Source organism: Marinobacter sp. M5B (assembly GCF_042604615.1).
GTDB lineage: Bacteria > Pseudomonadota > Gammaproteobacteria > Pseudomonadales > Oleiphilaceae > Marinobacter > Marinobacter salarius.
The window spans coordinates 1,179,637-1,204,716 of sequence record NZ_CP156894.1; the positions used below are offsets into that span (position 1 = coordinate 1,179,637).

Genomic DNA, 25,080 nt, shown 5'->3' on the forward strand with positions numbered 1-25,080 from the left:
AAATGTGGGTTCTATTATAGGGGATGAAGGCACCCGGTTTCATACTGATTGGGCCAGCCGGGCCCCTCCAGTCCTTCATAAGTCAGTGTGCATGCCTGAGCCGTTGATGATCAATGGGTGCGTGCCACTACGTAACCGGCCATGTCCCGGAGCAGGTCGCCTTCCTCGCCAAACATCTCGATGCTGGCCAGTGCGGACTCAAGCAGCTGTGACAGGTAGTTTCGGGCACCGTCAGCGCCCATCAGCGAGGGATAGGTTGGCTTGGATCGAGCCAGATCCGAGCCCTGGGGTTTGCCGATCACAGTCGTATCGCCCTCGATGTCCAGCAAGTCATCCTGCACCTGGAAAGCGAGACCGAGGGTTTGCGAATAAACCGTGAGGGCCGCCAACTGGTCTTCGTTCACATTGGTTGCGGTGAGGGCACCCATCCGGACACTGGCCGCAATGAGTGCACCGGTTTTGTGGCGGTGCATATTTTCCAGCTGCTCAACGGTCAGCTGCTTGCCCACGGACTCAAGGTCTATCGACTGTCCACCTGCCATGCCCTGGTGGCCGCTGGCGGTCGCCAATTCACGTATCATTGCAAGGCGCACCTGATCATCCAGTCCCGGTGCTTCGGCCAGCCAGCCGAACGCAAGGGTCTGCAGCGCATCGCCTGCCAATATGGCGGTGGCTTCGTCAAAGGCGATGTGCGTGGTGGCGCGGCCCCGGCGCAGATCATCGTTGTCCATGGCGGGCAGGTCATCGTGAATCAACGAATAGGCATGAATCAGTTCCAGCGAACAGGCGGGAACGATCGCACTTTCCTGAGGCTGGCCAAGCGCCGTGGCTGCCGCCAGGCAAAGCGCCGGCCGGATGCGCTTGCCACCGCCCAGAACACTGTATCGCATGGCCTGTTGCAGGCGTTCAGAGCCGTGGCCAGATGCACAAAGCTGGCGCTCAAGTTCGGCGTCAATCTGATTGCGGCATTGCTCCAGGAAAGCCGCCAGGCGGGTGTTCGGAGTTGGCATCAGGCAGGTTCGTCCGGGCTAAAAGGGCGTGTTTCCAGTGTGCCATCGCTGTTTTCCACCAGTTGTTCTACCCGCTGTTCCGCCGTCTTGAGCGCTTGCTGGCACTCGCGAGTCAGCTTTACGCCGCGCTCGAATGCAGTAAGAGACTGCTCCAGGGAGAGTTCGCCCTGCTCCAGGTCATGGACCAGTTTTTCCAGCTCATCCAGGGATTTTTCGAAGTCGGCGATGGACGCCGCGCTTTTCTCACCGGCCATAAAGGGCCTCCGGTTGCTTCGCGGAATTTGGCGGATTATACCAAAGCTTCAGGCCGACCGCTGCCAGCAGAAATACCTTGTGCCTTCCTTTTTTCCCTCCGGTCCCCAGCACTGTTCCGTTACCCGGACTTCACCGACGGCGCTGACCGTGACCACTGTCGTGGCGCGGGTACCGTAGTCACTGCCGATAATGAACGGCGAAGACAGAAAGCGCTCGGTGTCCTTGCCAATACCGGTATCCGGTAGTTCATGGTCGGGCGCCGGCGTGGTGTCCTGCAGGCGTTCGATAAGATCGTGATGGAGGTCATCAGTGCGGTCCGCCGACGCACCTTCAAGTAAATCGGTCACCGAGTTTCTCAATCTCAGCAGTTTTGGCCATGGGGTCTGCAGAAGGTGGTTGCTCAAGCCGTAGGTGCCGCGATGAACATGGCGCCCGGGGTGAGCGTCACGGTTGCTGTAGTACCATCCCGAGTGGCCATTCAGCCTGACCAGATTGAATCCCGAGTAATCGCTTTTTCGTGTCTGCAGTCGGGCTGCGAGCGCATCACTGTTGTCTGCCAGCGCCATCAGTGGCAGTTCGCCACGGGAGTGGGCGCCGGTTACCTGCGAGCCTTCCCGCACATTGGTCACGGCGGCAACAGCTCCATCCTCATCGACTGCGAGCCAGGTGCCGCCTGACTGCAAATCACGTCCCGCCAGAACATCGCGCCCGGCGGTTTCGCTGTGCCACCAGTCCATGGCCGCCGTGGGCCGGTGAAAGAACTCATCACGATTTGCTGCCACGACCAATGGAAAGGCAGGATGCTGTTTTACGCTAAAAACAATCAGGCACATGGTGGCGGGCTCATCAGTCGCGAGTGAACAAAAGGGATTCGGTGTGTATCATACCAGCCTGATTTGCTGTCTGCGTGTGGCTGAGTATGACCCTTTTTGCTGTTGTTGGCCTGTACCTTGTGCTGGGCGCCCTGGCGGGCACCATGGCCGGCCTGTTTGGCATTGGTGGCGGGCTGGTTATTGTTCCGGTGCTTATTTTCAGTTTTGACCTGCAGGGTGTGAGTAGCGACATTGCGGCGCACCTTGCCGTGGGCACCTCTTTGGCCACTATTGTCTTCACTTCCATCAGTTCAATACGGTCCCACCACCTCCACGGCGCCGTCCGCTGGGAGATATTCCGCCCCATGACGGCGGGCATTGTGCTCGGTGCGGTGTTGGGTGCCTGGACCGCATCCATGCTCGGTGGTGAGGTCCTGGAGCTGGTCATTGGTGTGTTTGTCATTCTGGTGGCTTTGAAAATGCTTTTCGGTGCCAACCCCAAACCTGGCCGCGATGTGCCCGGTTCCGTCGGGCTGGGCAGTGCCGGGGCCGGTATTGGCTGGGCATCCGCTATTTTTGGTATTGGCGGGGGGACGCTGACTGTTCCGTTCCTGAGCTGGTGCAACGTGCGGATGCAGCAAGCGGTAGGCACCTCCGCTGCCTGTGGATTGCCCATCGCTGTGGCCGGTGCGCTGGCAAACATTGGCACCGGATGGCAGAACCCAGATCTGCCGGAGCTCAGTGTCGGGTTTATCTATCTGCCTGCGTTTGTGGGTATCGTTCTGACCAGTGTGTTGTTCGCCCGGGTTGGAGCCAACCTGGCTCATCGCCTGGACGCAGTCCTGTTGAAAAAAATCTTCGCCATCTTCCTGATTGTCGTAGGTATCCGTTTTCTGTTCTGACCTGAGGGGTTATTGATGCTCCAGCATCCGCAAATCGATCCGGTGGCCATTGCCATCGGGCCTTTGAAAATACACTGGTATGGCTTGACCTACCTGGTCGGATTTCTTGTGGGCTGGTGGCTGGGCCGCCTTCGCGCCCGCAAGCCCTGGTCGCCCATTACCGAAGTGCAGATGGGGGACATGCTGTTCTACATTGCCCTTGGCGTGATATTGGGCGGCCGCTTTGGCTATGTGATCTTCTACAATTTCAGTGCCTTCGCGGCTGACCCGTTGATGTTGCTACGCGTGTGGGAAGGGGGAATGTCCTTCCACGGTGGCCTGCTTGGTGTGATCTTCGCCATGTGGTGGTTCGGTCGCAAGGTGGATCGCACCTTCTGGCAGATTGCGGATTTCGTCGCACCACTGGTGCCGGTTGGCCTGGGTGCTGGTCGCATCGGCAACTTCATCAACGGCGAACTCTGGGGCAAACCCACGGATGTTGCCTGGGGTATGGTCTTCCGTACCGCGCCGGACAGTCTGGCCCGGCACCCGTCCCAGCTTTACCAGTTCGCCCTGGAGGGCGTCCTGCTGTTCATCGTACTGTGGTGGTTTTCGTCCAAACCGAGACCTCGCATGGCGGTCTCAGGCCTGTTCCTGGCGTGTTACGGCATCTTCCGCTTCCTGGTGGAGTTTGTTCGCCAGCCCGACCCCCAGCTGGGTTACCTGGCCTTCGACTGGCTGACCATGGGGCAGGTGTTGTCGTTCCCGATGATCCTGGCGGGCGCCGTTCTGATCGTTATTGCTTACCGGAGAAACGCTGAATGAAAGCCTATCTCGACCTGATGAAAGACGTGGTGAACAACGGTATGGACCGCGGTGACCGCACCGGCGTCGGCACCCGCTCGGTCTTCGGCCGCCAGATTCGCTTTGACCTGCAGGACGGCTTCCCGCTGGTGACCACCAAGAAAGTCCACCTGCGCAGCATTATCCAGGAGCTGTTGTGGTTCCTGCAGGGGTCCACCGACAACAACTGGCTGAAAGAGCGCAACGTTTCTATCTGGAATGAATGGGCCCTGGAGAGCGGAGACCTCGGTCCTATTTACGGCAAGCAGTGGCGAAGCTGGCACTGCCCGGATGGCAGCACCGTCGACCAGATCAGCGAAGTGATTGACCAGATTCGCAACAAGCCCAATTCACGCCGGTTGATTGTCTCGGCGTGGAACCCGGCTGAGCTCCCGGATGAATCCATTGGCCCCCAGGACAACGTCCGCCAGGGTCGCATGGCATTGGCTCCGTGCCACTGCTTGTTCCAGTTCTACGTCGCCGACGGCAAGCTCTCCTGCCAGCTCTATCAGCGCAGTGCCGACCTGTTCCTGGGTGTTCCGTTCAATATCGCGTCCTACGCGTTACTGACTCACATGATTGCCCAGCAGTGCGATCTGGGTGTGGGGGAGTTCGTCCATACCTTTGGCGATTGTCACCTGTACCAGAACCACCTGACCGACGACATCGTGTTCGAGCAGTTGAAGCGGGAGCCACGGGCGTTGCCCCAACTGGTGATCAAGCGGAAGCCTTCATCGATCTTCGAGTACGAACTGGAGGATTTCGAGTTTGACGGGTATGAGCCGCATCCTGGGATTAAGGCACCCATTGCTATTTGATCTCTAGCTGGGCCTGGCCCTTTTATTTTGGTGCCTGCAGAACAGCGTGTGGGGACTTTCGAAAAACGCCTCGAGACGTCCGTGTGCGGCTTGGGCTCCGCCTTCCATGGCTCCGCACATTTTCGAAAGTCCCCACACGCTGCCCTGCGACCGAATAGCAGAGTTCGATTATCTGAAAGGGTTGGTCAGGTTGAGTGTTTGCGATGATTCGAGATTTGCTACTGCTCTGCATTGAAGTAATTGTGGATCGACCATCTGTATGGCCGAATCGCAATAGGGCGGGATAATCTGTCCAAAAATGTGCGGAGCCATGGATGGCGGAGCCCAAGCCGCGCATGGATGCCTTGAGGCGTTTTTTGGACAGATTATCTCGCTCTATTGCAGCCCCCAAGTCCCGAGGGCCCGGGCTCCGGAGCTCCCAATCAAGAGGATAAACAAACAATGAGAAAAGCTCTAATAGTAGCCATGTCCCGCAACCGGGTCATCGGCCGTAACAACAAGCTGCCGTGGTACTTGCCGGGCGATCTCAGGTACTTCAAACAGGCCACCATGGGAAAACCAATCATCATGGGCCGGAAAACCTGGGATTCCATTGGTAGACCCTTGCCCGGGCGAATGAACGTGGTGATTTCACGGAATCCGGAATGGGAGGCACCCGCCGGAACGGTTGCGGCAGAATCATTGGAAGACGCATTGGTCAAAGCCGAAGCACAGGCCGAGATTGAAGGCGGAGATGAAGTCATGATCATCGGCGGTGGGCAGATCTACGCGGAAGCGCTGCCGATGGTGGATCGGATCTACGTCACCCAGGTGCACGCCGAGGTGGAGGGAGATGCATTCTTTCCGGAAGTAAACTGGGATGAGTGGGAAGAGCTCGGACGGGAGGATTTCTCCGCGTCCGATAATAACCCTTACGACTACAGCTTCGTCGTCTACCAGCGCCCAAGTCAGCCTTGAGCGCCTGAGTCAGCAGGTCAGCCCTGACGGGGTGGGCGTTTACCAGAAGGCTTGCCACCCTTGCCGGGAGGCTTGCCCTTCGGGCCTGGGCCACCGCGGCCCTTGGGGCCCTTCTTGAACCCTGGCTTGAACCCGCCTGGCTTACCGCCCGGACGGCCACCTTTACGGTCACGACGTGGCGGAGCGGTGGCAGAAACCACCGGCAGTGCTTCCGGCTGTTCCAGGGGCAGTGAGCCCGGCTGGGATGCCTCCAGATAGCAAGCCAGCGCACCGGCAACCATCGCAATGTCCATGTCGTTGCGTTCCGCGATTTCATCGAGCAACGCCATCGCCTTGCCCAGCTTGCCATCCTCGGCAAAGCCCAGAAGCTGTGACTCAAACTGCTCTTCGCGCATCTTCTTCAGAGCGTTGGGCGAGGGCAGTTCATAGGATTCCATCGGCGAATTGGTGGCGCGCTCAAGCGTGCGCAGCCAGCTGCGTTCACGAGGCGTGACCAGCAGAATCGCCTTGCCCTCACGACCGGCACGGCCGGTGCGGCCAACCCGGTGAATGTAGGCTTCGGTGTCGTAAGGCACGTCGTAGTTGATTACGTGAGTAATGCGGGGGACATCAAGGCCGCGGGCCGCAACATCGGTTGCCACGATGATGTCTTTCTTGCCGCGCTTGAGGTCTTCCACTGTCTGCTCGCGCTGACGCTGGTTCAGGTCACCGTTCAGCGGTGCTACGGCATGGCCGCGTGCGGATAGTTTCTCAGCCAGCAACGTGGTTTCCGCTTTCGTCCGCACAAAAATAATGGCGGCGTCGAGCGGTTCCACTTCCAGGATGCGGGTCAGGGCATCCAGTTTGCGTTCGGCATAGACCGGCAGCACAAACTGCGAAATGCGTTCAACCGTGCGGGTCTCGCTCTCGATTTTCACTTCCGTGGCGTCGCGCAGATAGGTCTGGGCGACCTTCTTGATCTGCGGCGGCATGGTCGCGGAGAACAGTGCGCGTTGGCAGTTGTCCGGGGTCTTTGCCAGGATCGCTTCCACGTCGTCGATGAAGCCCATGCGCAGCATTTCGTCGGCTTCGTCCAGTACCAGCGCCTTGAGGCTGTCCAGCTTCAGTGTGCCCTTGCGGAGGTGATCCAGCATTCGGCCAGGGGTGCCCACGATCACCTGGGCACCGCGGCGCAGGCCCTTGATCTGAGGGAAAAAGTCCTGGCCGCCATAGATAGGCAGAACGTGGAAGTTGCGGAACTTGCTGGCATAGGTGGTAAACGCTTCGGCCACCTGGATGGCCAGTTCCCGCGTGGGTGCCAGAACCAGGATCTGTGGTTCCATAACAGACGCGTCGATCCGGCTCAGCAAAGGCAGCGCAAAGGCGGCGGTTTTACCGGTACCCGTTTGGGCAACACCCAGTAAGTGCTTACCAGCCAACAGCGCAGGGATCGTCTGGGCCTGTATGGGAGAGGGCTTTTCATAGCCAACGGCGGCAACTGCTTCGAGGACAGCGGGATCCAGGCCGAGGTCGGCAAAAGACAATTCAGACATTAATTTACTCAGAATTCGGAGGGTAGGGCATTGCAATGCAATGCGTGTTATGGCGGGGATTATAACTGGTTTGTTGTGTCTTTAACACGGCTAATGCTGTTAGTGCAGTAGGTAGTTGCCGGCGATGACGGTTGCGTTGCGGGTGGATCTTCGGCAATCTCCGGGTTGTTTCGAATAGGATGCTAACGAGGCAGGCTGATGAATTTTGACGAATTGATGGAAAAGACCGCCAGCGGTGGGAGCGTTACTATCCCGACGACCTGGGCTCAGGGGCGCGCTTCTTTTGGCGGCCTGATTGCCGCTCTGGTATTTGACCGGATGGCCCAGGTGGTAGCCCCGGGACGCCCCATGCGTTCAATGCAGGTGTCCTTTGTGGGCCCGGTCACGCCGGATGAACCGGCGACAGTCGAGGCTGAAATTCTGCGGGAAGGCAAGGCCGTCAGCCAGGTTATGGGGCGCATTGTCCAAGGCGGAGAGCCGAAGTTGGTGGCGCTGGCGAGCTTTGGTGGCGATCGGGAGTCGGCAGTGGCGGTTGAGCCACTCGTTGCTCCAGAGGCGAGGGCCGTTGGGGATTGCCAGGCATTGCCCTACATCAAGGGCGTGACCCCGGAGTTTACCCAGCACATTGAAATGCGCTGGGCGTTCGGAGGCATGCCTTTCAGCGGTATCGGCGGTCGCGAGATGGGCGGGTGGATGCAGTTCAGGGAGGCGCCAGAAGCCATTACCGATGCTCATATTGTGGCGCTCGTTGACGCCTGGCCGCCTGCCGTGCTGCCACACCTGAAATCGCCGGCGCCAGCCAGTTCCCTGAGTTGGGCGTTGGATATCATGCATCCGCGGCCAAAAATCGGGCCGGATGACTGGTTGCTGTATCGCGCGACCATTGATCAGGCCGGTGCCGGGTACGGCCATACTCAGGCCGGTATCTGGACAAGCCGTGGTGAGCTGGTGGCGACTAGCCGCCAGACGGTGACGGTGTTCGGGTAGCAATCAGGACATGGCGGCTTCAGGCCGCCATTTCAGACTTGCAGGCGTCGATGATGATGCGGGCGAAGTCGTCCGGGGAGTCTTCCTGCAGGAAGTGGCCACCGCGTAAGGTGATGTGCGGTTGGCCATGGGCGCCGGGGATGCGGCGTTGCATGTATCGGTCTCCGCCCCGGGTAATGGGGTCGCCGCTACTGAAGCAGGTAATAAACGGCTTTTTCCAGGTTTCCAGAATGCGCCAGGCCGCCTTGTTGGCATCGCTTGAGGGGTCTTCGGCGGAAACGGGGACCAGTTTCGGGAATGCGCGGGCACCTGCCTTGAATTCTGCAGATGGGAAAGGTGCTTCATAGGCTGCGATTTCGGCCTTGCTCAAGGCCCTTTCCGTTCCGAGCTGAACAATCCGTCCGACAGGAAACCACGGGCTGTGGGTGGCAAAGGTTTTCCACAGCGTGAATACGGCGGGCGCCGGGGTATCCCCGGTCGGCAGCATGCCGTTGCCAACAATGATCCGGCGGAAGAGTTGAGGGTGTTCGGCCGCCAGTCGCAGGCCCAGGAGTGAACCCCAGTTCTGGCAGACCAGAGTGATGTTCTTCAGGCCCTGGGCCTTAAGCCACTCGGACAGCCACGCCATGTGGCGTTCGTAACTGTAGTCGCTTACATCGGCTGGCTTATCGGATTTACCGAACCCGATCAGGTCGGGAGCCAGTACCCGATGCCCCGCTTCTGCCACCAGTGGGATCATGTGACGATAAAGGTACGACCACGATGGCTCGCCGTGCAGCATCAGCACGGGCGATGCGTCCCTCGGGCCTTCGTCTACATAGTGCATTCTCAGGCCTGGCTCTACGTCCAGATAATGAGGGGAAAAAGGGTAATCCGGAAGACCTGCGAAGCGGGCTTCATCGGTTCTCAGAATACGCATGCCATCGACTGTCCTGACTGAGTGGTTGCGTGGCTGGTGTTACCGCAGCCTTCAGGAATCAGGATAAATCAGATGGGAATTTTGTGTGTTTGGTTTACGTAACAGTGCGTTGACTGTTTGAATCAGGATGCTTTGCTGAAGAGTTCGTCTGGGTCGTCAAGCCGCGCCAACGCTGCGTCGCAGCAATTCAGAGCACCACAGTCGTCTGCCGAGCATAAGGCAAGTGTCTGACAGTGGTCGTTATGGGGCCGCATTTCTTCGTTGCGGAAAATTCGGCTACGGGACAGGGTGGAGCGACAATGCCCGCACAGTAAAGTGGGTACGGCACTGCTCTCTGAAGCGATGGCGTTGTAATGTTCTGTTTGTTGCATAAATAAACCTCCATTAGCTCCAACGTAAGGGCGAACTGTGACAATTCAAAGTCAGTTCAACGAGAAATAGGACAAGAACTACGAAAGAATGCCCGAAAGGGCTCATTTGTCAGGACGACTTCATTATCAGGACGGTTTCAATGATCCGGGTCGGCAACCGGGCGACGGTTCGAGCGTTTGTCCTCCCAGTCCAGGGATTTCGGGTCGTACCAGCCGATTCTGTCGAGGACCTTTTCCCGTGTGGCAGGCGACAGCGTTGGCCACAGCTCCTGAAAGTCTTCCAGTCCCTGCTCCCGTTGGCGTGCCTGTTTACTCTGCAAACGCCGCAGGATCTGCGGCAACTGCAGGGCTTCGCCTAACTGGCCCGGTATCAGTACTTCCTGGCCCATCACTTTGCGGCGGTGCGTTCTGGCTGCCAGCACACGATTGAGAGCAGCGACCGCATCCAGCGCCGTTTCAATATCAAACTCTTCGTTATCCAACGTCGCGACCTGTTTAACGAATGACCAATAACCGTCCACTATAACCTGAAAGTCGCTAGACTGGCCACGATGGCGTGGTAGTCTAGGCCCATTCAGATCCGCAGCCCACCTACTGTGAGACGACGACACCCAGGTTCAGGGAATTTCACTATGTACGGAAAACTCGAGACACGGACCTTTCTGGCCATGCTGGTTGGGGTTTCCCTGGCGTTCATTCTGCTGATGAAGCCTTTTTTTGGCCCTATTTTCTGGGCCGTGGCCATTGCGCTGATCTTTCATCCGGTTCGAGAGTACCTGGCCCGGCGGTTGGGCGACCGTCCCAATACCATTGCCCTGCTAACGCTACTGATCTGCATGGTGATCGTGGTCATACCGGTGCTGGCGTTGGTGACGTCGCTGGTGGCAGAGGGGTTGTCCCTCTATCAGCGAATCCAGGAAGGGCAACTACGCCCCGGCGACTACATTGACAGGGTTATCCAGTCGTTTCCGGCCATTGAGTCGTTTTTCGCCCAGTTTGGTTTGGACTTCGCAGAGGTGAGGGATCGCGTGGTCAGCGGCTTCGTGGGGGGCAGTCAGTTTCTGGCAAAACAGGCGCTCGGTTTTGGGCAGAATACGTTTCAGTTCTTTCTGGGGCTGGCGCTGATGATCTACCTGGCGTTTTTCCTTCTCCGTGATGGCAGCAAACTGGTGGATCTGTTGATTCGTGCGCTGCCGCTGGGAGACGAGCGTGAGCGTCTGTTGTTTGCCAAGTTCGCAGAGGTCACGCGGGCCACGGTCAAGGGCAACTTGTTGATCGCGGTTATCCAGGGCGCGCTTGGGGGCGGTATTTTCTGGCTTCTGGGTATTCAGGGTGCGCTGCTCTGGGGGGTGGTGATGGCGATTGTGTCCCTGCTTCCCGCCGTTGGCGCGGCGTTGGTCTGGGTTCCTGCGGCTCTCTACCTGGCCGCGACAGGGGAGATGGTGTCGGCAATTGTGCTAACGGCGTTCGGGGTGGTCGTGATCGGGCTCGCGGACAATCTGCTCCGGCCTGTTTTCGTTGGCCGGGATACCAAACTGCCAGACTACATCGTTTTGCTCTCCACCTTGGGTGGGATAGTGATGTTCGGCATTAATGGATTTGTGATGGGCCCATTGGTCGCGGCTCTGTTCATGGCGTTCTGGGGTATTTTCATACGCGAGTTTGGGGAATCGAGTGAAGCCCCGTCAGTAAATGTGTCTGCCCCCGCTACAGAATCACAACAATCGGATCGGTCCGGCAGTGCTTAAAATATGTTAGTCTTTCGTCGTAATGTCCATCCTGTAGGGACTGGCAACACAATAAAAAGCGACAGGTAACTGGAGTAGATCATGGCTAGGCAGATATTCACTCACACCCGTATATTGGCTGCTATCCTCGCGGGGGCAATGGCCCTGGCGGCGGCGCCCGTTGCGTCAGCAAACGATACCGTGGCGCTTAAGAATGCCCTTTATGCGGCGGGTTATGACATCAACAATGTCAGTCCGCAAATGGATGACACCACTCGCTCGGCGTTGACCGCGTTTCAAAAGGATCAGGGGTTGAACGCCTCTGGTGTGCTTGATGACGCCACCAAGAAAGCGCTGGGTATGGTTCACGTTCAGGTCGCGGCTGCTGGGTCGTCCGGCAACGCCGGAGCGTCACAGGATGCAGGCACTTCCAGTGCGGCCGCGGAGCCGGACGCTGACGAGCCGGCAGAGCAGGCGCAAGAAGATGATATAGAGGAAGATGACGACGGTGGCTGGTCCTTCTTCTAGGCCCTGATAACCGTTTTTCCTGCCTGAATTCGGGCCCGGGGTAGTCGCTACCCCGGGCCCGCGTGCGTTTAGCCTAATTTTTCCAGGTTTCTGACCGCGCCCTTGTCGGCGCTGGTTGCCAGCAACGCATAAGCCTTCAGCGCTGCCGAGACTTTGCGCGGCCGTGACAATTCGGGCTTCCAGCCTTTCTCATCCCGCTCCTCCCGTCGACGAGCGAGTTCGTTCTGGTCTATCTCCACGTTGATGGACCGGTTGGGAATGTCGATACGGATCAGGTCACCGTTCTCGATCAACCCAATGGCGCCACCTGCAGCCGCTTCAGGGGAGGCATGGCCAATGGAAAGGCCTGAGGTGCCGCCGGAGAATCGGCCGTCAGTCAGCAGGGCGCACTCTTTACCCAGCCCCTTGGACTTCAGGTAACTGGTGGGATAGAGCATTTCCTGCATACCGGGGCCGCCCTGAGGGCCTTCGTAGCGGATAATGACCACCTCTCCAGGCTGGACCTCGTCGTTGAGGATGCCTTCGACCGCGGTATCCTGGCTTTCGAATACTCGTGCCATGCCTTCAAAGACGTAGATGCTTTCGTCCACGCCGGCCGTCTTGACCACGCAGCCGTCCAGGGCAATATTGCCGAAGAGAACCGCCAGGCCGCCTTCAGATGAGTAGGCATTTTCAACGGAACGAATACAGCCTGCCTCGCGGTCGCCATCAAGGGAGGGCCAGCGGGTGCTTTGGCTGAAGGCGGTCTGAGTGGGAATGCCGGCAGGACCGGCCTTGTAGAATTCGACCACTTCAGGGGTGGGCTCCTGCATGATGTCCCAGGTTTTCAGGGCCTCGCGCATGGTTCTGCTGTGTACGGTTGGCAGGTCGGTGTTGATCAGTCCGCCCCGTTCCAGTTCGCCAAGGATGCCCATGATGCCGCCAGCGCGATGAACGTCCTCCATATGATACTTGGGGGAATTCGGCGCCACCTTGCAAAGTTGGGGTACCCGGCGGGACAACTGGTCAATTTCGTTGAGGGTGAACGGCACGCCGCCCTCCTGGGCCGCAGCCAGCAAATGCAGGATGGTGTTGGTGGAGCCGCCCATGGCGATGTCCATCACCATGGCGTTCTCGAACGCTTCCATGGAGGCAATGCTCAGAGGCAACACACTGGCGTCGTCATCCTCGTAATAGCGGCGGGCATTCTCCACAATCTGTCTTCCGGCTTTCAGGAACAGGGCTTCGCGGTCCGAGTGGGTAGCGAGCATTGAGCCGTTCCCGGGCAAAGCCAGGCCAATGGCTTCGGTGAGGCAGTTCATGGAGTTGGCTGTAAACATGCCGGAACAGGAGCCGCAGGTGGGGCAGGCGCTGCGTTCGTACTCTGCGACGGTTTCGTCATCCGCATTCGGGTCGGCAGCGATGACCATGGCATCCACCAGGTCGAGTTTGTGCTCCGAGAGTTTGGTCTTGCCGGCTTCCATGGGGCCACCGGAGACGAAAATGGCGGGAATGTTCAGGCGCATGGCGGCCATCAGCATGCCCGGGGTGATCTTGTCGCAGTTGGAGATGCAGACCAGGGCATCAGCGCAGTGGGCGTTGACCATGTATTCCACGGAGTCAGCGATGATCTCGCGGGAAGGTAGGGAGTACAGCATCCCGTCATGCCCCATCGCAATGCCGTCGTCCACGGCAATGGTGTTGAATTCCTTGGCAACGCCGCCGGCTTGCTCGATTTCCCGGCAGACCAACTGCCCCAGATCCTTGAGGTGTACATGGCCGGGAACGAACTGAGTAAAGGAATTGGCAACGGCGATGATGGGTTTGCCAAAGTCTTCATTCTTCATGCCGGTGGCGCGCCAAAGAGCACGTGCGCCAGCCATATTGCGGCCTGCGGTAGATGTCCGCGAACGATACTGGGGCATGGTTGTCTGGTCTCTCTTCTTTAACTGGGTCGGAAAATGGAACGCAAGAGGATACCAGATTACCCCTTGATCGCATGGTTGTTTTGGGATTCCGCGCTTACAATGTGTAACAGAACGAACGAATAACTGATCGAGGAGTAGTCCTATGGCTGGCCAGGAAAGCCTGCCTCTGCGTCGTCTCAAGCAGTTTCAACCCTTGAACCGGTTGACGGATGACCAGTTGGTTTTGCTCGCAAGTCGGGCGGAAAGAAGAACCCACGGCCCGGGCCAGCGAGTGGTAGAGCGCGGCGTGCGGGATGGCCTGGACATATTCCTGATCCACGGCAGTGTAGAGCTGGAGTCGATTGACGGCCGCAAGTCCACCATCGAGGCCGATACCGACAAGGCCATTAACCCCATTGCCCGGCTGCAACCCCGGATGTACAACGTGACCGCCATCAAGGCGAGCGAGTTCCTCGTTATTCAGCAGGACATCCTCAACCAGCTATTGCGGGCCGCACCCGTGCCCCAGGTGGAAATGGATTCCGGTGACGGGGCTGGCGACGAGGGCAGCGAAGAACACCATCTGCTGATGGAGTTTTATGCCGAGCTGCGCTCCAATCAATTGACCCTGCCAAGCGTGCCGGATGTGGCCTGGAAAGTGCGCAGAACCGTAGACCGGGAAGATTCCACGGCGGATCAGGTTGCCAGTGCAATCTCGGCGGACCCGTCGATGGCTGCGAAACTGGTTCGAGCCTGCAACAGTCCCCTGTACCGTGGATTCAGTGATGTTCGCAACGTTCGCGAGGCGGTTATCCGGTTGGGCATGCGTACCACGCGCCAATTGGTTACGGTGTTTTCGATGCGCGAGGTGTTCAAAACCAAACAGGCATCGCTGCAAAAGGAAATGGACAAACTCTGGCGCCATTCCCGTGAGATGGCCGCCCTGTGTTGGGTGCTTGCGGATAGTGCTACCTCCATCAACCCGGAAGAGGCGTTGCTCGCAGGGCTGTTGCACGATATCGGAGTCGTGCCGGTGCTGGTGCAGGCGGAGCATCACGTCAATCTGTTTGCCGATCAGGCCAATCTTGAGCATGCCATTGGCGAGCTCAGGGCCGATGTGGGAACCGCAATCCTGGAAAGCTGGTCGTTCCCTAATGGCTTTCTGGAGGCGACAAGGCATGCGGAGGACTGGGGGTATGAGTGCCGGGAATCCTCACCTCAGCTGGTGGATATCGTGATTGTCGCCCAGTTGCATGCGATGATTGGGTCCAGTCAGAACGGGTCTCTGCCACCGTTTGACGAGGTGCCTGCCTATCGCCGTCTTGGTGAGCTTGAGCTGAACGCGTCCCGAAGCCTGCAGCTATTGACGGAAGCCCGTGCAAGGGTGGACGAAGTCCATCGCCTGCTTTCAATTCATTGAGGATATGACAGGGTCGTCATTCCTCCGGAGCTAGTTTACTGGTGACAATACCAACAATGAATGTACCCCTTTTCCCGCTGAACTCTGTAGTGCTGCCCGGTGGACGGATTCCCCTGCAGCTGTTCGAGCCCAGATACATCGATATGCTCACCCGTTGCCTCAAGGAGGATCGGGGATTTGTAGTCGTGCTGCTTCGGGAAGGTCTGGAAACGGGCAAGTCGGTGGCTTTCTACGATATCGGCACCTATGTTCGCATTATTGATTTCCAGCAGATGGATAACGGTTTGCTGGGTATTACCGTTGAAGGCAAGGATAAGGTAACGGTGGTACGTTCCTGGCAGCAGCCGGACGGACTGAATGTCGGGGATGTGGAATGCCTGCTGGCGGAGGAGCAAACGCCTGTTCCTGAGCGTTTCGCGGAACTCCCCTCGGTGTTGAAAGCGTTGTTTCGCCATCCGGTCGTCCGGGAACTGGATATGGACGTAGACTACGACGACGCCAGGGATGTGGGGTGGCGGTTGACCGAATTACTGCCGCTGGACAAGCAGGAAAAGCAGCGGCTGGTGGAGCTCCAGGCGCCCCTGGAGCGCCTGGAGCGTCTGCTGGGGTTGCTGGAAGCACTGGAAGAAAGCTGAACAATGGTTGCTACGGAGCGGTGACACTGTAGAGCACAACCGCGTTTGACCATTGTGTCGTTACATACCAGGCCACGAAGGCGAGCCATCCCCACCCCGCAATCAATAGCGTTCCATCCCTTGCCAGTGGGACGTTGTCGTAGCGGCTATAGCTGGCCCTTACGAACCCGCAGATCGAGAGCCCGAGAAACACCCCCGCCACCACATCGGTAAACCAGTGAACGCCCAGATAAAGTCTGCTTAGCGCCCCAAGGATAATGGGAATACTGAAAAGCAGGTAGTAGCGCCAGCGTCTGATATTCCGGCTTTCCCTGGCGATAAAGCTTGCTGCCAGGGTAGAAAGAACGGTGACGCCGGTGGCGTGGCCGCTGGGGAAAGCGCCCGAATCCGGAGGTCCGAAGACAACGTCCGGCCGAGGTATGGCGGTCAGGTATTTGAAGCCCCAGACCAACACAGTCGTGAGCAGTGCTGCTCCCGCCACATGGATGGCGGCGGCGTAGTAACCACGAAAGTAAAGGGCCAGAGCGCTCAACGCCGCTGCTGCCAGCAGTACCGGTGGGTCCCCGAGAAGCGTCAGCAGGATCATTATCGGGTCCAGAAGCGGGGTCCGCAACTGAGAAAACCACTGAAGGGTCAGCTCATCAAACGGCGCCAGCAGTTGGGTGGCGATGGCCAGTTGGCCCCAAATCATAAACAGAGCCCCGGCTCCCAGTGCCAACGACAATGAGGGTAGCGGGAACTCGCCGGCCTGCGCGGGTCGCTGGCTGGTATACAGGCGCCAGAAGCGGTGGGTCGAATCGTAGCGGGCCGTGAGGCGCGACAACCACAGGTAGAGCTGGCTGCCATGCCCAAGACCTAACTGGAAGCGGAAAAGCAACAGGTAAATCACCAGCAGTATTGCGGCACTGATTGCGATCACAGGGTAAAAGTGAGCGGGTGGTTCGAATTCGCTGGCCAGGGCGCTACCAACCAGATACCCCGGCAATACATAGACTGGTGCCCAGGCCACTGCCGATGACAGGTTGAAGGCCAGGAACCGTCGCCACGGCATCAGAAATGCGCCGGCGATGAGCGGAATGATTGGTCGAATCGGGCCCACAAAGCGTCCGATAACGACGCTTTTACCGCCGTGACGATGGAAGAAAGCCTCGCCTTTGCCGATAAATCCCGGGAAACGATTCAGTGGCCAAAGCCTGTCCAGGCGTCCTTGAAACAGTCTGCCGAGGGCGAAGCTGATGCCGTCGCCAGCAACGGCTCCGGCGCCGGCCCACAGCAGGACTTCGGCCACCGGTATGGCCACCTGGCCAGCCAGCACCGCCACGGCGAACAGGATGGCAACCCCGGGGATCAGGATACCCGCAAAGGCTAGGGACTCGAGGAATGCTGTGAGGAACAGCGCCGCTGACAGCCAGCCCGGGTTGGTTGCCAGCCAGTCGGTCAGTGACTGTAGCCACTCCGGCATCATGATGGGCGAACATCTCCCTGGCTGTACCAGACCGAATCGGCACCACGTTTACGGGCTTCCTCCAATGCATGCCTAACCCGTTTTCGCAGGTCCGCCGTGCGGATGTCGGTACTGGCGCGAGTGGTGCAGCCAAGGCTGACAGTCACTTTTCCGGCCAGAGGCCAGTTCTGTTCCGCGATGGTCCGCCGAATTCGTTCGGCGATGACGCGTACGCCTTCTTCCGGTGTGAAGGGCAGGATCAGGAAAAACTCGCCGTCTTCAAGCGTGTAAAGGGTGTCGCCAGCACGGATAACGTCAAACAGGTGCTGGGTGAGGTCCCTGAGCAGTCGCTGCATGCCGGCCTGGCCGTGCAGATCTTCGGCTTCCTCGGCGTAATCAATGGCCAGGGAAATCACCGACAGGGAGTGTGACATGACAATGGCCCGGGAAATTTCCTTTTGCAGGGTTTCGTCCAGGAAGCGTGCATTGTGGGCGCCGGTCACCGGGTCGGTAATGGCCAGATCCTCTGCCGATTGTGCCATGTGGTCGTAGTGCCAGATATACAGCGCGGCCACCGCGACCAGAGCAAACACCCCGGCACTGATGGTTATGGCGTACATCAGGGGCGATGACAGGAGTAGAAAGAGTGCCAGTGCGACCAGCAATAACAGGGAAAGGATCAGCCCCTGTCGTAGCGGAAGGATCAGTAGATTCAGCACAACCAGGGGCATAACCCAATGACTGATTCCAGGCGGGTCAAGGGCAAACATGGCCGCCACCAACCCACTGTTCAGAGCTGTCAGGATGATGAGATGCCCAGGTGCCGATAACTGGCGGCGGCGGCATATGAAGGTATAGCCAGCGCCCGCGACCGTCAGCAAAGCCATTCCGGCAGCCAGGAAGAACAAATCATAAAATCCGTAACGAAGGTTCTGGAACGCCAGGCTTGCAATGAAAAGACTGGCGAATGCATAGCCGGCTAGATGCGTAAAACTTCTCAGGCGGGTTTCGGTCATAGTACCGGCCCTTCTGTTCTGGGTGGAGGCGATGTGTGAGTCCAGGTACTGTAGGACTGGGCACGATCGCCCCCTTGTTGCTGGGCGCGCCGCAAGGCATTGGCAGCAGATTGCTGCAAGCTGTCCGCATCATCGCCGATATTCAGGCCGGCGATTCCCGCACTGACCGTCAGATGTAATTGGTGGGAGGCAAGCAGGGTGCGTAGTCCCTTTCGGATCGTCTCGGCCTGTGATGCCGCTTCTGCCGTGGGGATGCCTGGCAGTATGATCAGGAACTGAAGGTCTGCGACCCGATAGTAGGTGTCGAAATCCCTCAGTTGGGAGTGCAGGTAGCGGCCGATTCGTGGCAGTATGGAACGTATATCGGCATCCGGGTCACTGTCGCTCAGGTGTGTATCCAGGCCGATCATGATCACCGACATATCAGTGCCTTCCCGTTCACTGCGCTGGATTTCCTTGTGTAGATCAGCCGTCAGATATTCGCGGCTGGCAGCCTGGGTAAGCTCGTCGGTCCGACGCAGGGGCGCAAGTTGTCGCGATTTGTACTCCCGCAGGAAAACCAGCAGGCCGGAAAGCATAACGGTCAGCAGCAGTGCACTAAGCATCTGGTGGCGTTCTGGCAAGCCGGCGGACCAATGGGTGGCAGACATAGCAAGAACGGCGCAGAGCGCGGTGATGGCCCCGGCCCAGGTGACGGGTAGCAGGGCAAAGCCGACCAGTGGTGCCACGTAAAGCCAGTGGGTCAGGCTCCAGGGCCCTGTCCAGAGGCTGGTGGCCAGGAGCGACAGTAGTGCAACAAACAATAGGCGGTGGATCGCTGGCCACGGTTGCCGAGAGCGTCCGGGGTGAAAGGTATTGCCGCTGAAGACCAGCGCCGCCGCGACAATGGCGGTGATGACTGTCAGCGTTTCTCGTTGGATTACTGCAAACGCGGCAATGGCGATCAGGATCAGGAATCCAGTTCTCGACAGGCGGCTTAACAGGAATTTTTCGGCCATCTGAGCCATGGTATCCGTCCTCTCCCGGGCGTCCGTGTTTTAAAGCATACAGCAGGTTTTGTTCAATGACCCGCGGAATAAAGTGTGTCAGGCCGGTATAATAATCGCTTGGGATGCGTACTTGAAACGGGAAAGGTAAAGTTAGGTCCTGATTCGTACTATCGATTTTAAACGTGAAAGGTAATCGGATGGATATTGCAGCTTATATGGCGGAGGTTGGGCAGCAGGCACGGCAGGCCGCGAGAGCGGTGGCCCGTTCCACAACGGCTGTTCGCAACCAGGCGTTGCTGGCAACAGCCGAGGCTCTGGATGCTGCGCGCGATGAGCTTGCCGCAGCCAATGCCAGGGACCTGGAGGGTGGCCGTGCCAACGGTCTGGACGCAGCGATGCTGGACCGGCTGGAGCTGACCCCGACGCGCATCGATGCAATGATTGAAGGGCTGCGCCAGGTGGCATCGTTGCCGGATCCGATTGGCGAAATTACCGATATGACGTATCGACCCTCTGGAATACAGGTTGGTCGCATGCGTGTGCCGTTGGGTGTCATCGGTATTATCTACGAATCCCGGCCCAACGTGACCGTGGAGGCCGCCAGCCTGTGTCTGAAGTCCGGAAACGCCACTATTTTGCGGGGGGGCTCTGAGGCCATTCACTCCAATCAGGCCATTGCAGCCTGTCTGGCCAAGGGGTTGAAGGAATCAGGGCTGCCAGAAAGTGCTGTGCAGGTTGTGAAAACCACCGACAGGGCCGCCGTCGGCGAACTGATCACCATGCCCCGGTTTGTGGATGTGATAGTCCCAAGAGGTGGTAAGGGCCTGATCGAGCGCATCAGCCGTGATGCGCGCGTACCTGTGATCAAGCACCTCGATGGTATCTGTCACGTGTATATCGACAGCCATGCTGATCCCGAAAAAGCCCTGAGCATAGCGGTGAACTCCAAGACCCAGCGGTACGGCACCTGCAATACCATGGAAACACTGCTGGTGGACCAGGAAATCGCGGCCGATATTCTGCCTTTGCTGGCGGACGCCTTCCGGGACAAAGGTGTGGAACTCAGGGGTTGCCCGCAGACAATGGACATTCTTCCCGATGTTGTTCGTGCTACTGAGGACGACTGGGGCACGGAATATCTGGCCCCGGTGCTTGCGGTAAAGGTGATCGATGGGCTTGATGGCGCGATTGAACACATCAATCGTTATAGTTCTCAGCATACAGACAGCATTGTCACGGAAAACTATACCCGGGCCCGCCGATTCCTGACGGAAGTGGATTCCAGCTCCGTTATGGTCAATGCGTCGACCCGTTTTGCGGACGGTTTCGAATATGGTCTCGGTGCAGAAATCGGCATCTCCACAGACAAGATTCACGCCCGCGGTCCGGTTGGCCTTGAAGGTCTGACATCACAGAAATACGTGGTGTTTGGCGACGGCCACATCCGGACCTGATTGCGCATGCATGTGATCTATGGCGGCACCTTCGACCCGATACATCACGGCCACCTGCGGCTCGCAGTCGAGCTAAGGGAGCGGTTGGGGGTGGCGGAAGTGGCTTTGATGCCCTGCCACGTGCCTCCTCACCGTGATGTGCCGGGTGCCACGAGCGCACAGCGTCTGGCCTTGCTGGAACTGGCCATTGCTGGCGAGCCCGGGCTGACTCTGGATGACCGCGAGTTGGGGCGGGAAGGCGCGTCCTACACCGCGGAGACGTTGACCCAATTGAGGGCGGAGATCGGCCCCGACGAGCCGCTCGCCATGGTCCTGGGTACGGATTCCTTCGCCGGTTTCGACCGCTGGCAGGAGTGGGAGCGGATTCCAGAACTGGCACACATTGTCGTCGTGCAACGCCCGGGACCGGGTCTGGCACCGGACGGTGTGCCGGCGCGATTGTTGAGCCAACGGTCAGTCGAACGGGTAGAGGCCTTGTCCCGCGCGCCTTGTGGCCACATTTTGCAACTCGACCCGCCGTTACTTGATATCTCTGCGACCGGTATTCGAGATCGGATTCTTTCCGGCCACTCTCCGCGTTATCTGCTGCCCGACCCGGTATGGCGGGAAATTCAGCGCCAGAGACTATACGGCGCATGACCGGACGGGAACTTTTAGTGCTACAATCCCGTCTGAAAATGACTTTTCGGGTGGCTGCCTTCGCCGCTGCCCGTCCAACAGGGTGATTATGCAGGCAGAGCAACTGAAAGAGCTGGTCGTGGGTGCGCTTGAGGACGTCAAAGCGCAGGACGTAAGTATCATTGATGTCAGGGGGAGAACCAGTGTGACGGACTACATGGTCCTCGCGTGTGGTACCTCCAATCGGCATGTGAAATCCCTGGCGGACTCGGTCTTGTCCGAAGCGAAGGAGCAGGGGGTTCGTGCCAGCAATGTGGAAGGCGCCAATGCGAGTGACTGGATTCTGGTTGATCTCGGCGACGTGGTGGTTCACGTTATGATGCCGGCAACCCGCGAGTTCTATGACCTCGAACGCCTCTGGCGTGATGCTCCCGATCTGGGTGTTGCGGGTAGCGAATAATCATGCGGTTACGCCTGGTCTGTGTAGGGCAGAAAATGCCCGAGTGGGTCAGCCAGGGGTATAACGAGTATGCCCGCAGGATGCCGCCGGAGTTGTCTCTTGATCTGGTGGAAATTCCCCTGGCCCATCGTGGCAAGAATCCGGATATCCCCAGGCTGATGCAGCGAGAGGGTGACGCAATCCTGTCGGTGCTGGGTCCTCGTGACCGGGTGATTGCACTGGAAGTTGGCGGACGCAACTGGTCCACTGAAAAATTGGCTGGCCAGCTTGAAAGCTGGCAGTTGGACGGTCGCGACGTCAGTTTTCTTGTCGGAGGCCCGGATGGCCTTGCAGACGCCTGCCGGGACAGGGCCGATCAGTTGTGGTCGCTGTCGGCGCTGACCCTGCCTCATCCGTTAGTGCGCATCCTGCTTGCCGAGCAGCTCTATCGCGCCTGGTCCGTCACCCGTAATCATCCTTATCACCGGGCCTAGGAAGCCGATATGCCCTGGGGAGAGTTCAAAGACATCGCTGCCGAACGGCGTCTGTTTCAGCGTCGTGCCTTTGTCATGCTGTTGCTGGTCTTTGTATTGCTGGGCGTGTTGATCGCCCGGATGTACCAACTGCAGGTCGTGGAACATGACATCTACACCACGCTTTCCGACAAAAACCGTGTTCAGGTTCAGTCCGTGGCGCCTCCCCGGGGGCTGGTCTATGACCGCAACGATGTCCTGCTTGCAGAGAATCGCCCGGTCTTCAGCGTGACGCTGGTGCCCGAGCGTGTTGATGACATGGAGCAGACCCTGGCAAAGCTCCGGGGCATGCTGAGTATTTCCGAGGAAGACATGGAACGGTTCCAGCGTCGGCTGCTTGAACCTCGTCGTCCGTTCCAGGAGTTGCCCCTGCGCTACGACCTGAACGAGCAGGAAATCGCGCGCCTTGCGGTTCATCGCCATGAGTTGCCCGGTGTCGAGGTGTCCGCGGAACTGGTTCGGTACTACCCGCACAGTACGCTGACTGCCCACGCCCTTGGTTACGTGGGGCGCATCAACCGACAGGAACTGCAGCGAATTGATCCGGTGAACTATGCCGGGACCAACTATATTGGCAAGTCCGGGGTGGAGCGTTTCTACGAGGAGCTCCTGCACGGGCGAGTCGGCTACCAGCATGTGGAAACCAATGCGCGGGGCCGAACCCTGCGGGTACTGGAGCGCGAAAACCCGGTGCCCGGGGAAGATATTCAGTTGCATATGGATTTGCGGTTGCAGAGGCTCGCTCACGACCTGCTGGATGGCCGGCGTGGCGCCATTATTGCCATCGAACCCTCCACCGGAGGGATCCTCGCCCTTGCCAGTGTGCCCGGGTTTGATGCCAACCTGTTCGTGACCGGCATAGGTGTTGAAGCCTATCGATCACTTAGCAAAAGCGTGGATAAGCCCCTCTTCAATCGTGCCTTACGGGGCCAATACCCACCTGGCTCCACCCTCAAGCCCATGTTGGCCATTGCCGCGCTTGACAGCAATTCCGTTACCCGGGACAAGACCATCTGGGATCCCGGCTACTACCAGCTGAATTCTGGCGGTCGACGCTGGCGTGACTGGAAGCGGGGCGGTCACGGATGGGTAGATCTGAAGTCAGCGGTAGCAGAATCCTGTGACATCTATTTTTACGAGGCTGCTGTGACCATGGGCGTCGATACCATGCACAAATACCTTTCCGACTTCGGGTTCGGAGAAGACGCCACCCTGGACGTTGCCGGAGCCCTCAGCGGCCTGCTGCCCTCCAGTGACTGGAAGCGTGCTATCCACAGCGAGCCCTGGTATCCCGGGGATTCGGTCAACCTTGGTATTGGGCAGGGATTCATGTTGGCGACGCCGCTACAACTGGCGACCGCTACCTCCGTGATCGCGAACCGTGGTCATTGGGCCGAACCGAGGCTGCTGAAAGACATCAAGGGTGATCAATCGATTGATGAGGCGCTGCCGACGGGTACGCACCAGTCCATCGAGCTTGAAAATCCGGATGACTGGGAGTTTGTTGTGGAGTCCATGGCCGAAGTGATGCACGGCAACAAAGGCACGGCCCGCAGAGCAGCAAAGGGGGCACCTTATCGAATGGCTGGCAAAACCGGTACAGCGCAGGTGTTCAGCCTCGCCGAGGATGAAGAGTACGACGAAGAGGAAATCCGTGAGCGTTTGCGGGATCACGCTCTGTTTGTCGGCTTTGCACCGGTAGAAGACCCACAGATCGCCGTTGCGGTTATCGTTGAAAACGGTGGTAGCGGTAGCGGAACGGCTGCGCCTGTTGCCCGGGCCATGTTTGATGCCTGGTTGCTGGATTTCTCCGGGACAGACAGTGAAATCGTGGTTGGTTCATCCGGGGAGGGGAGCCACTGATGCCAGCCAGTAGCCTGTTTAATCAGTCGGCACGTCACCCCCTGTCAGGCCCGAGGGGAATATGGTCGGTGTTGCATATCGACCCGATTCTACTGTTCTTGTTGCTGACCCTTATCGCGGGTGGGCTGTTCGTTTTGTACAGCGGGGCCGACCGCAACCTGGAAGTTGTGAAAGCGCAGGGCATCCGGATGGGGGTGGCCCTGGTGGTGATGTTCGTGTTCGCCCAGCTTGACCCGGCTGTGTTCCGGCGTTGGTCGCCCTGGCTTTTTTTGGCCGGGATTGTGGGATTGGCAGCGGTCTTGCTGGTTGGCGTTGGTGCCAAGGGAGCACAGCGTTGGCTGGCCATTCCAGGGTTGCCCCGCTTCCAGCCTTCGGAGCTGATGAAGCTGGTAGTGCCGATGATGGCCGCCTGGTACCTTTCGCGCCATTACCTGCCTCCCAGACTTCGCCATGTTGCGGTGGCGTTACTCATTGTCTTGGCGCCCATGGCGATGATCATCCTGCAGCCGGATCTGGGGACCTCGTTGCTGGTCGGCGCCGCTGGGATTTTCGTGGTGTTTTTTGCCGGTATGGGCTGGCGCCTGATTGGCGCCTTTCTTGCCATGTTATCAGTGGCGGCACCATTGATGTGGTTCTTCGTTATGCGTGAGTATCAAAAGCAGCGCGTACTGACCTTGCTGGATCCGCAGAGCGATCCGCTTGGCGCCGGCTGGAATATTATCCAGTCCAAGACCGCTATTGGCTCGGGGGGCATGGATGGCAAAGGGTGGCTCCAGGGCACGCAGTCCCATCTTGAATTTCTTCCTGAGAGCCATACCGATTTCATCGTTGCGGTGCTGGCGGAGGAATTTGGCTTTGTGGGTATGCTTGTTCTTCTGGTGCTCTACCTCCTGATTGTTCTGCGGTGCCTTTACATTGCATCGACGGCACAGGATTCGTTCAGCCGGCTGCTGGCGGGCGCGCTGACGATGACGTTTTTTATCTACGTCTTCGTCAATGTGGGTATGGTCAGTGGTCTTCTGCCGGTAGTGGGTGTGCCGCTGCCGCTGGTCAGCTATGGCGGAACCTCAGGGGTAACGCTGATGGCGGCGTTTGGGGTGTTGATGTCGGTCCATACCCATAGGCGGATGATCAGCGCGTGAT

Annotated in this window: 26 protein-coding genes; 15 read left to right on the forward strand and 11 right to left on the reverse strand. The window is 58.6% G+C overall.

Annotation, left to right across the window (positions count from 1 at the left end):
* Positions 1–110: 110 nt before the first annotated feature.
* Genes AAGD24_RS05325 through AAGD24_RS05335 form a run of 3 tightly spaced genes read right to left on the reverse strand, consistent with a single transcriptional unit; the run spans position 111 to position 2,098 of the window.
* Positions 111–1,010, reverse strand: a complete 900-nt coding sequence (locus AAGD24_RS05325; protein WP_379866756.1) for a polyprenyl synthetase family protein — start codon at positions 1,008–1,010, stop codon at positions 111–113.
* Entirely contained in the window at positions 1,010–1,264 is a 255-nt protein-coding gene (locus tag AAGD24_RS05330; protein WP_036203780.1) for an exodeoxyribonuclease VII small subunit, read from the reverse strand. The genes AAGD24_RS05325 and AAGD24_RS05330 overlap by 1 nt, the downstream gene beginning before the upstream one ends.
* A gap of 48 nt (positions 1,265–1,312) precedes the next feature.
* Entirely contained in the window at positions 1,313–2,098 is a 786-nt protein-coding gene (locus tag AAGD24_RS05335; protein WP_379866758.1) for an NRDE family protein, read from the reverse strand.
* A gap of 86 nt (positions 2,099–2,184) precedes the next feature.
* On the opposite strand from AAGD24_RS05335, the gene AAGD24_RS05340 reads away from it, so the two are divergent.
* The 4 genes from AAGD24_RS05340 (at position 2,185) to AAGD24_RS05355 (ending at position 5,576) form a co-directional block, all read left to right on the forward strand.
* Entirely contained in the window at positions 2,185–2,979 is a 795-nt protein-coding gene (locus AAGD24_RS05340) for a sulfite exporter TauE/SafE family protein (protein WP_379866759.1), read from the forward strand.
* Between the two features lie 15 nt (positions 2,980–2,994).
* A complete protein-coding gene (lgt, locus tag AAGD24_RS05345; RefSeq protein WP_036203787.1) occupies positions 2,995–3,783 on the forward strand; it encodes a prolipoprotein diacylglyceryl transferase in 789 nt (262 codons plus the stop codon).
* On the forward strand, positions 3,780–4,619 hold the full coding sequence (locus tag AAGD24_RS05350) for a thymidylate synthase (protein ID WP_379866761.1): 840 nt from the start codon (positions 3,780–3,782) through the stop codon (positions 4,617–4,619). Before lgt ends, AAGD24_RS05350 begins: the two co-directional genes overlap by 4 nt.
* A gap of 441 nt (positions 4,620–5,060) precedes the next feature.
* On the forward strand, positions 5,061–5,576 hold the full coding sequence (locus AAGD24_RS05355; RefSeq protein ID WP_036203793.1) for a dihydrofolate reductase: 516 nt from the start codon (positions 5,061–5,063) through the stop codon (positions 5,574–5,576).
* Between the two features lie 17 nt (positions 5,577–5,593).
* Here the strand turns inward: AAGD24_RS05355 and AAGD24_RS05360 are convergent, their stop codons facing one another.
* Positions 5,594–7,108, reverse strand: coding sequence for a DEAD/DEAH box helicase (locus AAGD24_RS05360; RefSeq protein ID WP_036205678.1), 1,515 nt, complete (start codon positions 7,106–7,108; stop codon positions 5,594–5,596).
* 198 nt (positions 7,109–7,306) lie between these two features.
* Between AAGD24_RS05360 and AAGD24_RS05365 the strand changes: the two genes are divergently transcribed.
* Positions 7,307–8,095 (forward strand): acyl-CoA thioesterase II, encoded by a 789-nt coding sequence (locus tag AAGD24_RS05365; RefSeq protein WP_036203796.1) that lies wholly within the window; start codon positions 7,307–7,309, stop codon positions 8,093–8,095.
* Positions 8,096–8,114: 19 nt separating this feature from the next.
* Here the strand turns inward: AAGD24_RS05365 and AAGD24_RS05370 are convergent, their stop codons facing one another.
* From AAGD24_RS05370 to AAGD24_RS05380, 3 genes are all read right to left on the reverse strand, one after another.
* Positions 8,115–9,014, reverse strand: coding sequence for a haloalkane dehalogenase (locus AAGD24_RS05370; RefSeq protein ID WP_350034698.1), 900 nt, complete (start codon positions 9,012–9,014; stop codon positions 8,115–8,117).
* Positions 9,015–9,136: 122 nt separating this feature from the next.
* Positions 9,137–9,385: a hypothetical protein gene (locus AAGD24_RS05375; protein WP_075194933.1), complete on the reverse strand. Its 249-nt coding sequence runs from the start codon at positions 9,383–9,385 to the stop codon at positions 9,137–9,139.
* A gap of 137 nt (positions 9,386–9,522) precedes the next feature.
* Positions 9,523–9,867, reverse strand: a complete 345-nt coding sequence (locus AAGD24_RS05380; RefSeq protein ID WP_041333415.1) for a hypothetical protein — start codon at positions 9,865–9,867, stop codon at positions 9,523–9,525.
* Between the two features lie 150 nt (positions 9,868–10,017).
* On the opposite strand from AAGD24_RS05380, the gene AAGD24_RS05385 reads away from it, so the two are divergent.
* Both AAGD24_RS05385 and AAGD24_RS05390 read left to right on the forward strand, forming a co-directional pair.
* Entirely contained in the window at positions 10,018–11,133 is a 1,116-nt protein-coding gene (locus AAGD24_RS05385) for an AI-2E family transporter (RefSeq protein ID WP_379866764.1), read from the forward strand.
* Positions 11,134–11,214: 81 nt separating this feature from the next.
* Positions 11,215–11,640, forward strand: a complete 426-nt coding sequence (locus tag AAGD24_RS05390) for a peptidoglycan-binding domain-containing protein (protein ID WP_379866766.1) — start codon at positions 11,215–11,217, stop codon at positions 11,638–11,640.
* A gap of 68 nt (positions 11,641–11,708) precedes the next feature.
* Here AAGD24_RS05390 and ilvD read toward each other — a convergent pair whose 3' ends face one another.
* Complete coding sequence (ilvD, locus tag AAGD24_RS05395) at positions 11,709–13,544, reverse strand: dihydroxy-acid dehydratase (RefSeq protein WP_379866768.1); 1,836 nt, start codon at positions 13,542–13,544, stop codon at positions 11,709–11,711.
* 145 nt (positions 13,545–13,689) lie between these two features.
* On the opposite strand from ilvD, the gene AAGD24_RS05400 reads away from it, so the two are divergent.
* Together AAGD24_RS05400 and AAGD24_RS05405 are read left to right on the forward strand one after the other, a co-directional pair.
* On the forward strand, positions 13,690–14,946 hold the full coding sequence (locus AAGD24_RS05400) for an HDOD domain-containing protein (protein ID WP_036203812.1): 1,257 nt from the start codon (positions 13,690–13,692) through the stop codon (positions 14,944–14,946).
* A gap of 56 nt (positions 14,947–15,002) precedes the next feature.
* Complete coding sequence (locus tag AAGD24_RS05405; protein WP_075194935.1) at positions 15,003–15,581, forward strand: LON peptidase substrate-binding domain-containing protein; 579 nt, start codon at positions 15,003–15,005, stop codon at positions 15,579–15,581.
* 10 nt (positions 15,582–15,591) lie between these two features.
* Here AAGD24_RS05405 and AAGD24_RS05410 read toward each other — a convergent pair whose 3' ends face one another.
* Genes AAGD24_RS05410 through AAGD24_RS05420 form a run of 3 tightly spaced genes read right to left on the reverse strand, consistent with a single transcriptional unit; the run spans position 15,592 to position 19,048 of the window.
* A complete protein-coding gene (locus AAGD24_RS05410) occupies positions 15,592–17,046 on the reverse strand; it encodes a bifunctional DedA family/phosphatase PAP2 family protein (RefSeq protein WP_379866770.1) in 1,455 nt (484 codons plus the stop codon).
* On the reverse strand, positions 17,043–18,041 hold the full coding sequence (locus AAGD24_RS05415; protein ID WP_379866771.1) for a GGDEF domain-containing protein: 999 nt from the start codon (positions 18,039–18,041) through the stop codon (positions 17,043–17,045). The genes AAGD24_RS05410 and AAGD24_RS05415 overlap by 4 nt, the downstream gene beginning before the upstream one ends.
* Positions 18,038–19,048: a GGDEF domain-containing protein gene (locus AAGD24_RS05420; protein WP_379866773.1), complete on the reverse strand. Its 1,011-nt coding sequence runs from the start codon at positions 19,046–19,048 to the stop codon at positions 18,038–18,040. Before AAGD24_RS05420 ends, AAGD24_RS05415 begins: the two co-directional genes overlap by 4 nt.
* Positions 19,049–19,227: 179 nt before the next feature.
* Here AAGD24_RS05420 and AAGD24_RS05425 point away from each other — a divergent pair, with 179 nt between their 5' ends.
* From AAGD24_RS05425 to rodA, 6 genes are all read left to right on the forward strand, one after another.
* Entirely contained in the window at positions 19,228–20,484 is a 1,257-nt protein-coding gene (locus AAGD24_RS05425) for a glutamate-5-semialdehyde dehydrogenase (protein WP_379866775.1), read from the forward strand.
* A 6-nt stretch (positions 20,485–20,490) separates the two neighbouring features.
* Positions 20,491–21,123, forward strand: coding sequence for a nicotinate-nucleotide adenylyltransferase (gene nadD, locus AAGD24_RS05430; protein WP_292049710.1), 633 nt, complete (start codon positions 20,491–20,493; stop codon positions 21,121–21,123).
* 88 nt (positions 21,124–21,211) lie between these two features.
* On the forward strand, positions 21,212–21,562 hold the full coding sequence (rsfS, locus tag AAGD24_RS05435) for a ribosome silencing factor (protein ID WP_036203834.1): 351 nt from the start codon (positions 21,212–21,214) through the stop codon (positions 21,560–21,562).
* A gap of 2 nt (positions 21,563–21,564) precedes the next feature.
* Complete coding sequence (gene rlmH / locus AAGD24_RS05440) at positions 21,565–22,035, forward strand: 23S rRNA (pseudouridine(1915)-N(3))-methyltransferase RlmH (protein WP_379866777.1); 471 nt, start codon at positions 21,565–21,567, stop codon at positions 22,033–22,035.
* Between the two features lie 9 nt (positions 22,036–22,044).
* The gene (gene mrdA / locus AAGD24_RS05445; protein WP_379866779.1) at positions 22,045–23,937 is read left to right on the forward strand and encodes a penicillin-binding protein 2; all 1,893 of its coding nucleotides are present in this window, start codon (positions 22,045–22,047) and stop codon (positions 23,935–23,937) included.
* Positions 23,937–25,079 (forward strand): rod shape-determining protein RodA, encoded by a 1,143-nt coding sequence (rodA, locus tag AAGD24_RS05450; RefSeq protein WP_292049713.1) that lies wholly within the window; start codon positions 23,937–23,939, stop codon positions 25,077–25,079. The genes mrdA and rodA overlap by 1 nt, the downstream gene beginning before the upstream one ends.
* Position 25,080 lies beyond the last annotated feature (1 nt).

Bases quoted from the DNA above. Each gene is read 5' to 3' on its own strand.
- AAGD24_RS05385 (WP_379866764.1), top strand. From the start codon at position 10,018: ATGTACGGAAAACTCGAGACACGGACCTTTCTGGCCATGCTGGTTGGG.
- AAGD24_RS05330 (WP_036203780.1), bottom strand. From the start codon at position 1,264: ATGGCCGGTGAGAAAAGCGCGGCGTCCATCGCCGACTTCGAAAAATCC.
- rsfS (WP_036203834.1), top strand. From the start codon at position 21,212: ATGCAGGCAGAGCAACTGAAAGAGCTGGTCGTGGGTGCGCTTGAGGAC.
- AAGD24_RS05350 (WP_379866761.1), top strand. From the start codon at position 3,780: ATGAAAGCCTATCTCGACCTGATGAAAGACGTGGTGAACAACGGTATG.
- AAGD24_RS05390 (WP_379866766.1), top strand. From the start codon at position 11,215: ATGGCTAGGCAGATATTCACTCACACCCGTATATTGGCTGCTATCCTC.
- nadD (WP_292049710.1), top strand. From the start codon at position 20,491: ATGCATGTGATCTATGGCGGCACCTTCGACCCGATACATCACGGCCAC.
- AAGD24_RS05405 (WP_075194935.1), top strand. From the start codon at position 15,003: ATGAATGTACCCCTTTTCCCGCTGAACTCTGTAGTGCTGCCCGGTGGA.
- AAGD24_RS05335 (WP_379866758.1), bottom strand. From the start codon at position 2,098: ATGTGCCTGATTGTTTTTAGCGTAAAACAGCATCCTGCCTTTCCATTG.
- AAGD24_RS05400 (WP_036203812.1), top strand. From the start codon at position 13,690: ATGGCTGGCCAGGAAAGCCTGCCTCTGCGTCGTCTCAAGCAGTTTCAA.
- AAGD24_RS05370 (WP_350034698.1), bottom strand. From the start codon at position 9,014: ATGCGTATTCTGAGAACCGATGAAGCCCGCTTCGCAGGTCTTCCGGAT.
- lgt (WP_036203787.1), top strand. From the start codon at position 2,995: ATGCTCCAGCATCCGCAAATCGATCCGGTGGCCATTGCCATCGGGCCT.
- rodA (WP_292049713.1), top strand. From the start codon at position 23,937: ATGCCAGCCAGTAGCCTGTTTAATCAGTCGGCACGTCACCCCCTGTCA.
- AAGD24_RS05365 (WP_036203796.1), top strand. From the start codon at position 7,307: ATGAATTTTGACGAATTGATGGAAAAGACCGCCAGCGGTGGGAGCGTT.
- AAGD24_RS05415 (WP_379866771.1), bottom strand. From the start codon at position 18,041: ATGACCGAAACCCGCCTGAGAAGTTTTACGCATCTAGCCGGCTATGCA.
- AAGD24_RS05360 (WP_036205678.1), bottom strand. From the start codon at position 7,108: ATGTCTGAATTGTCTTTTGCCGACCTCGGCCTGGATCCCGCTGTCCTC.
- AAGD24_RS05325 (WP_379866756.1), bottom strand. From the start codon at position 1,010: ATGCCAACTCCGAACACCCGCCTGGCGGCTTTCCTGGAGCAATGCCGC.
- AAGD24_RS05410 (WP_379866770.1), bottom strand. From the start codon at position 17,046: ATGATGCCGGAGTGGCTACAGTCACTGACCGACTGGCTGGCAACCAAC.
- mrdA (WP_379866779.1), top strand. From the start codon at position 22,045: ATGCCCTGGGGAGAGTTCAAAGACATCGCTGCCGAACGGCGTCTGTTT.
- AAGD24_RS05355 (WP_036203793.1), top strand. From the start codon at position 5,061: ATGAGAAAAGCTCTAATAGTAGCCATGTCCCGCAACCGGGTCATCGGC.
- AAGD24_RS05375 (WP_075194933.1), bottom strand. From the start codon at position 9,385: ATGCAACAAACAGAACATTACAACGCCATCGCTTCAGAGAGCAGTGCC.
- AAGD24_RS05340 (WP_379866759.1), top strand. From the start codon at position 2,185: ATGACCCTTTTTGCTGTTGTTGGCCTGTACCTTGTGCTGGGCGCCCTG.
- ilvD (WP_379866768.1), bottom strand. From the start codon at position 13,544: ATGCCCCAGTATCGTTCGCGGACATCTACCGCAGGCCGCAATATGGCT.
- rlmH (WP_379866777.1), top strand. From the start codon at position 21,565: ATGCGGTTACGCCTGGTCTGTGTAGGGCAGAAAATGCCCGAGTGGGTC.
- AAGD24_RS05420 (WP_379866773.1), bottom strand. From the start codon at position 19,048: ATGGCTCAGATGGCCGAAAAATTCCTGTTAAGCCGCCTGTCGAGAACT.
- AAGD24_RS05425 (WP_379866775.1), top strand. From the start codon at position 19,228: ATGGATATTGCAGCTTATATGGCGGAGGTTGGGCAGCAGGCACGGCAG.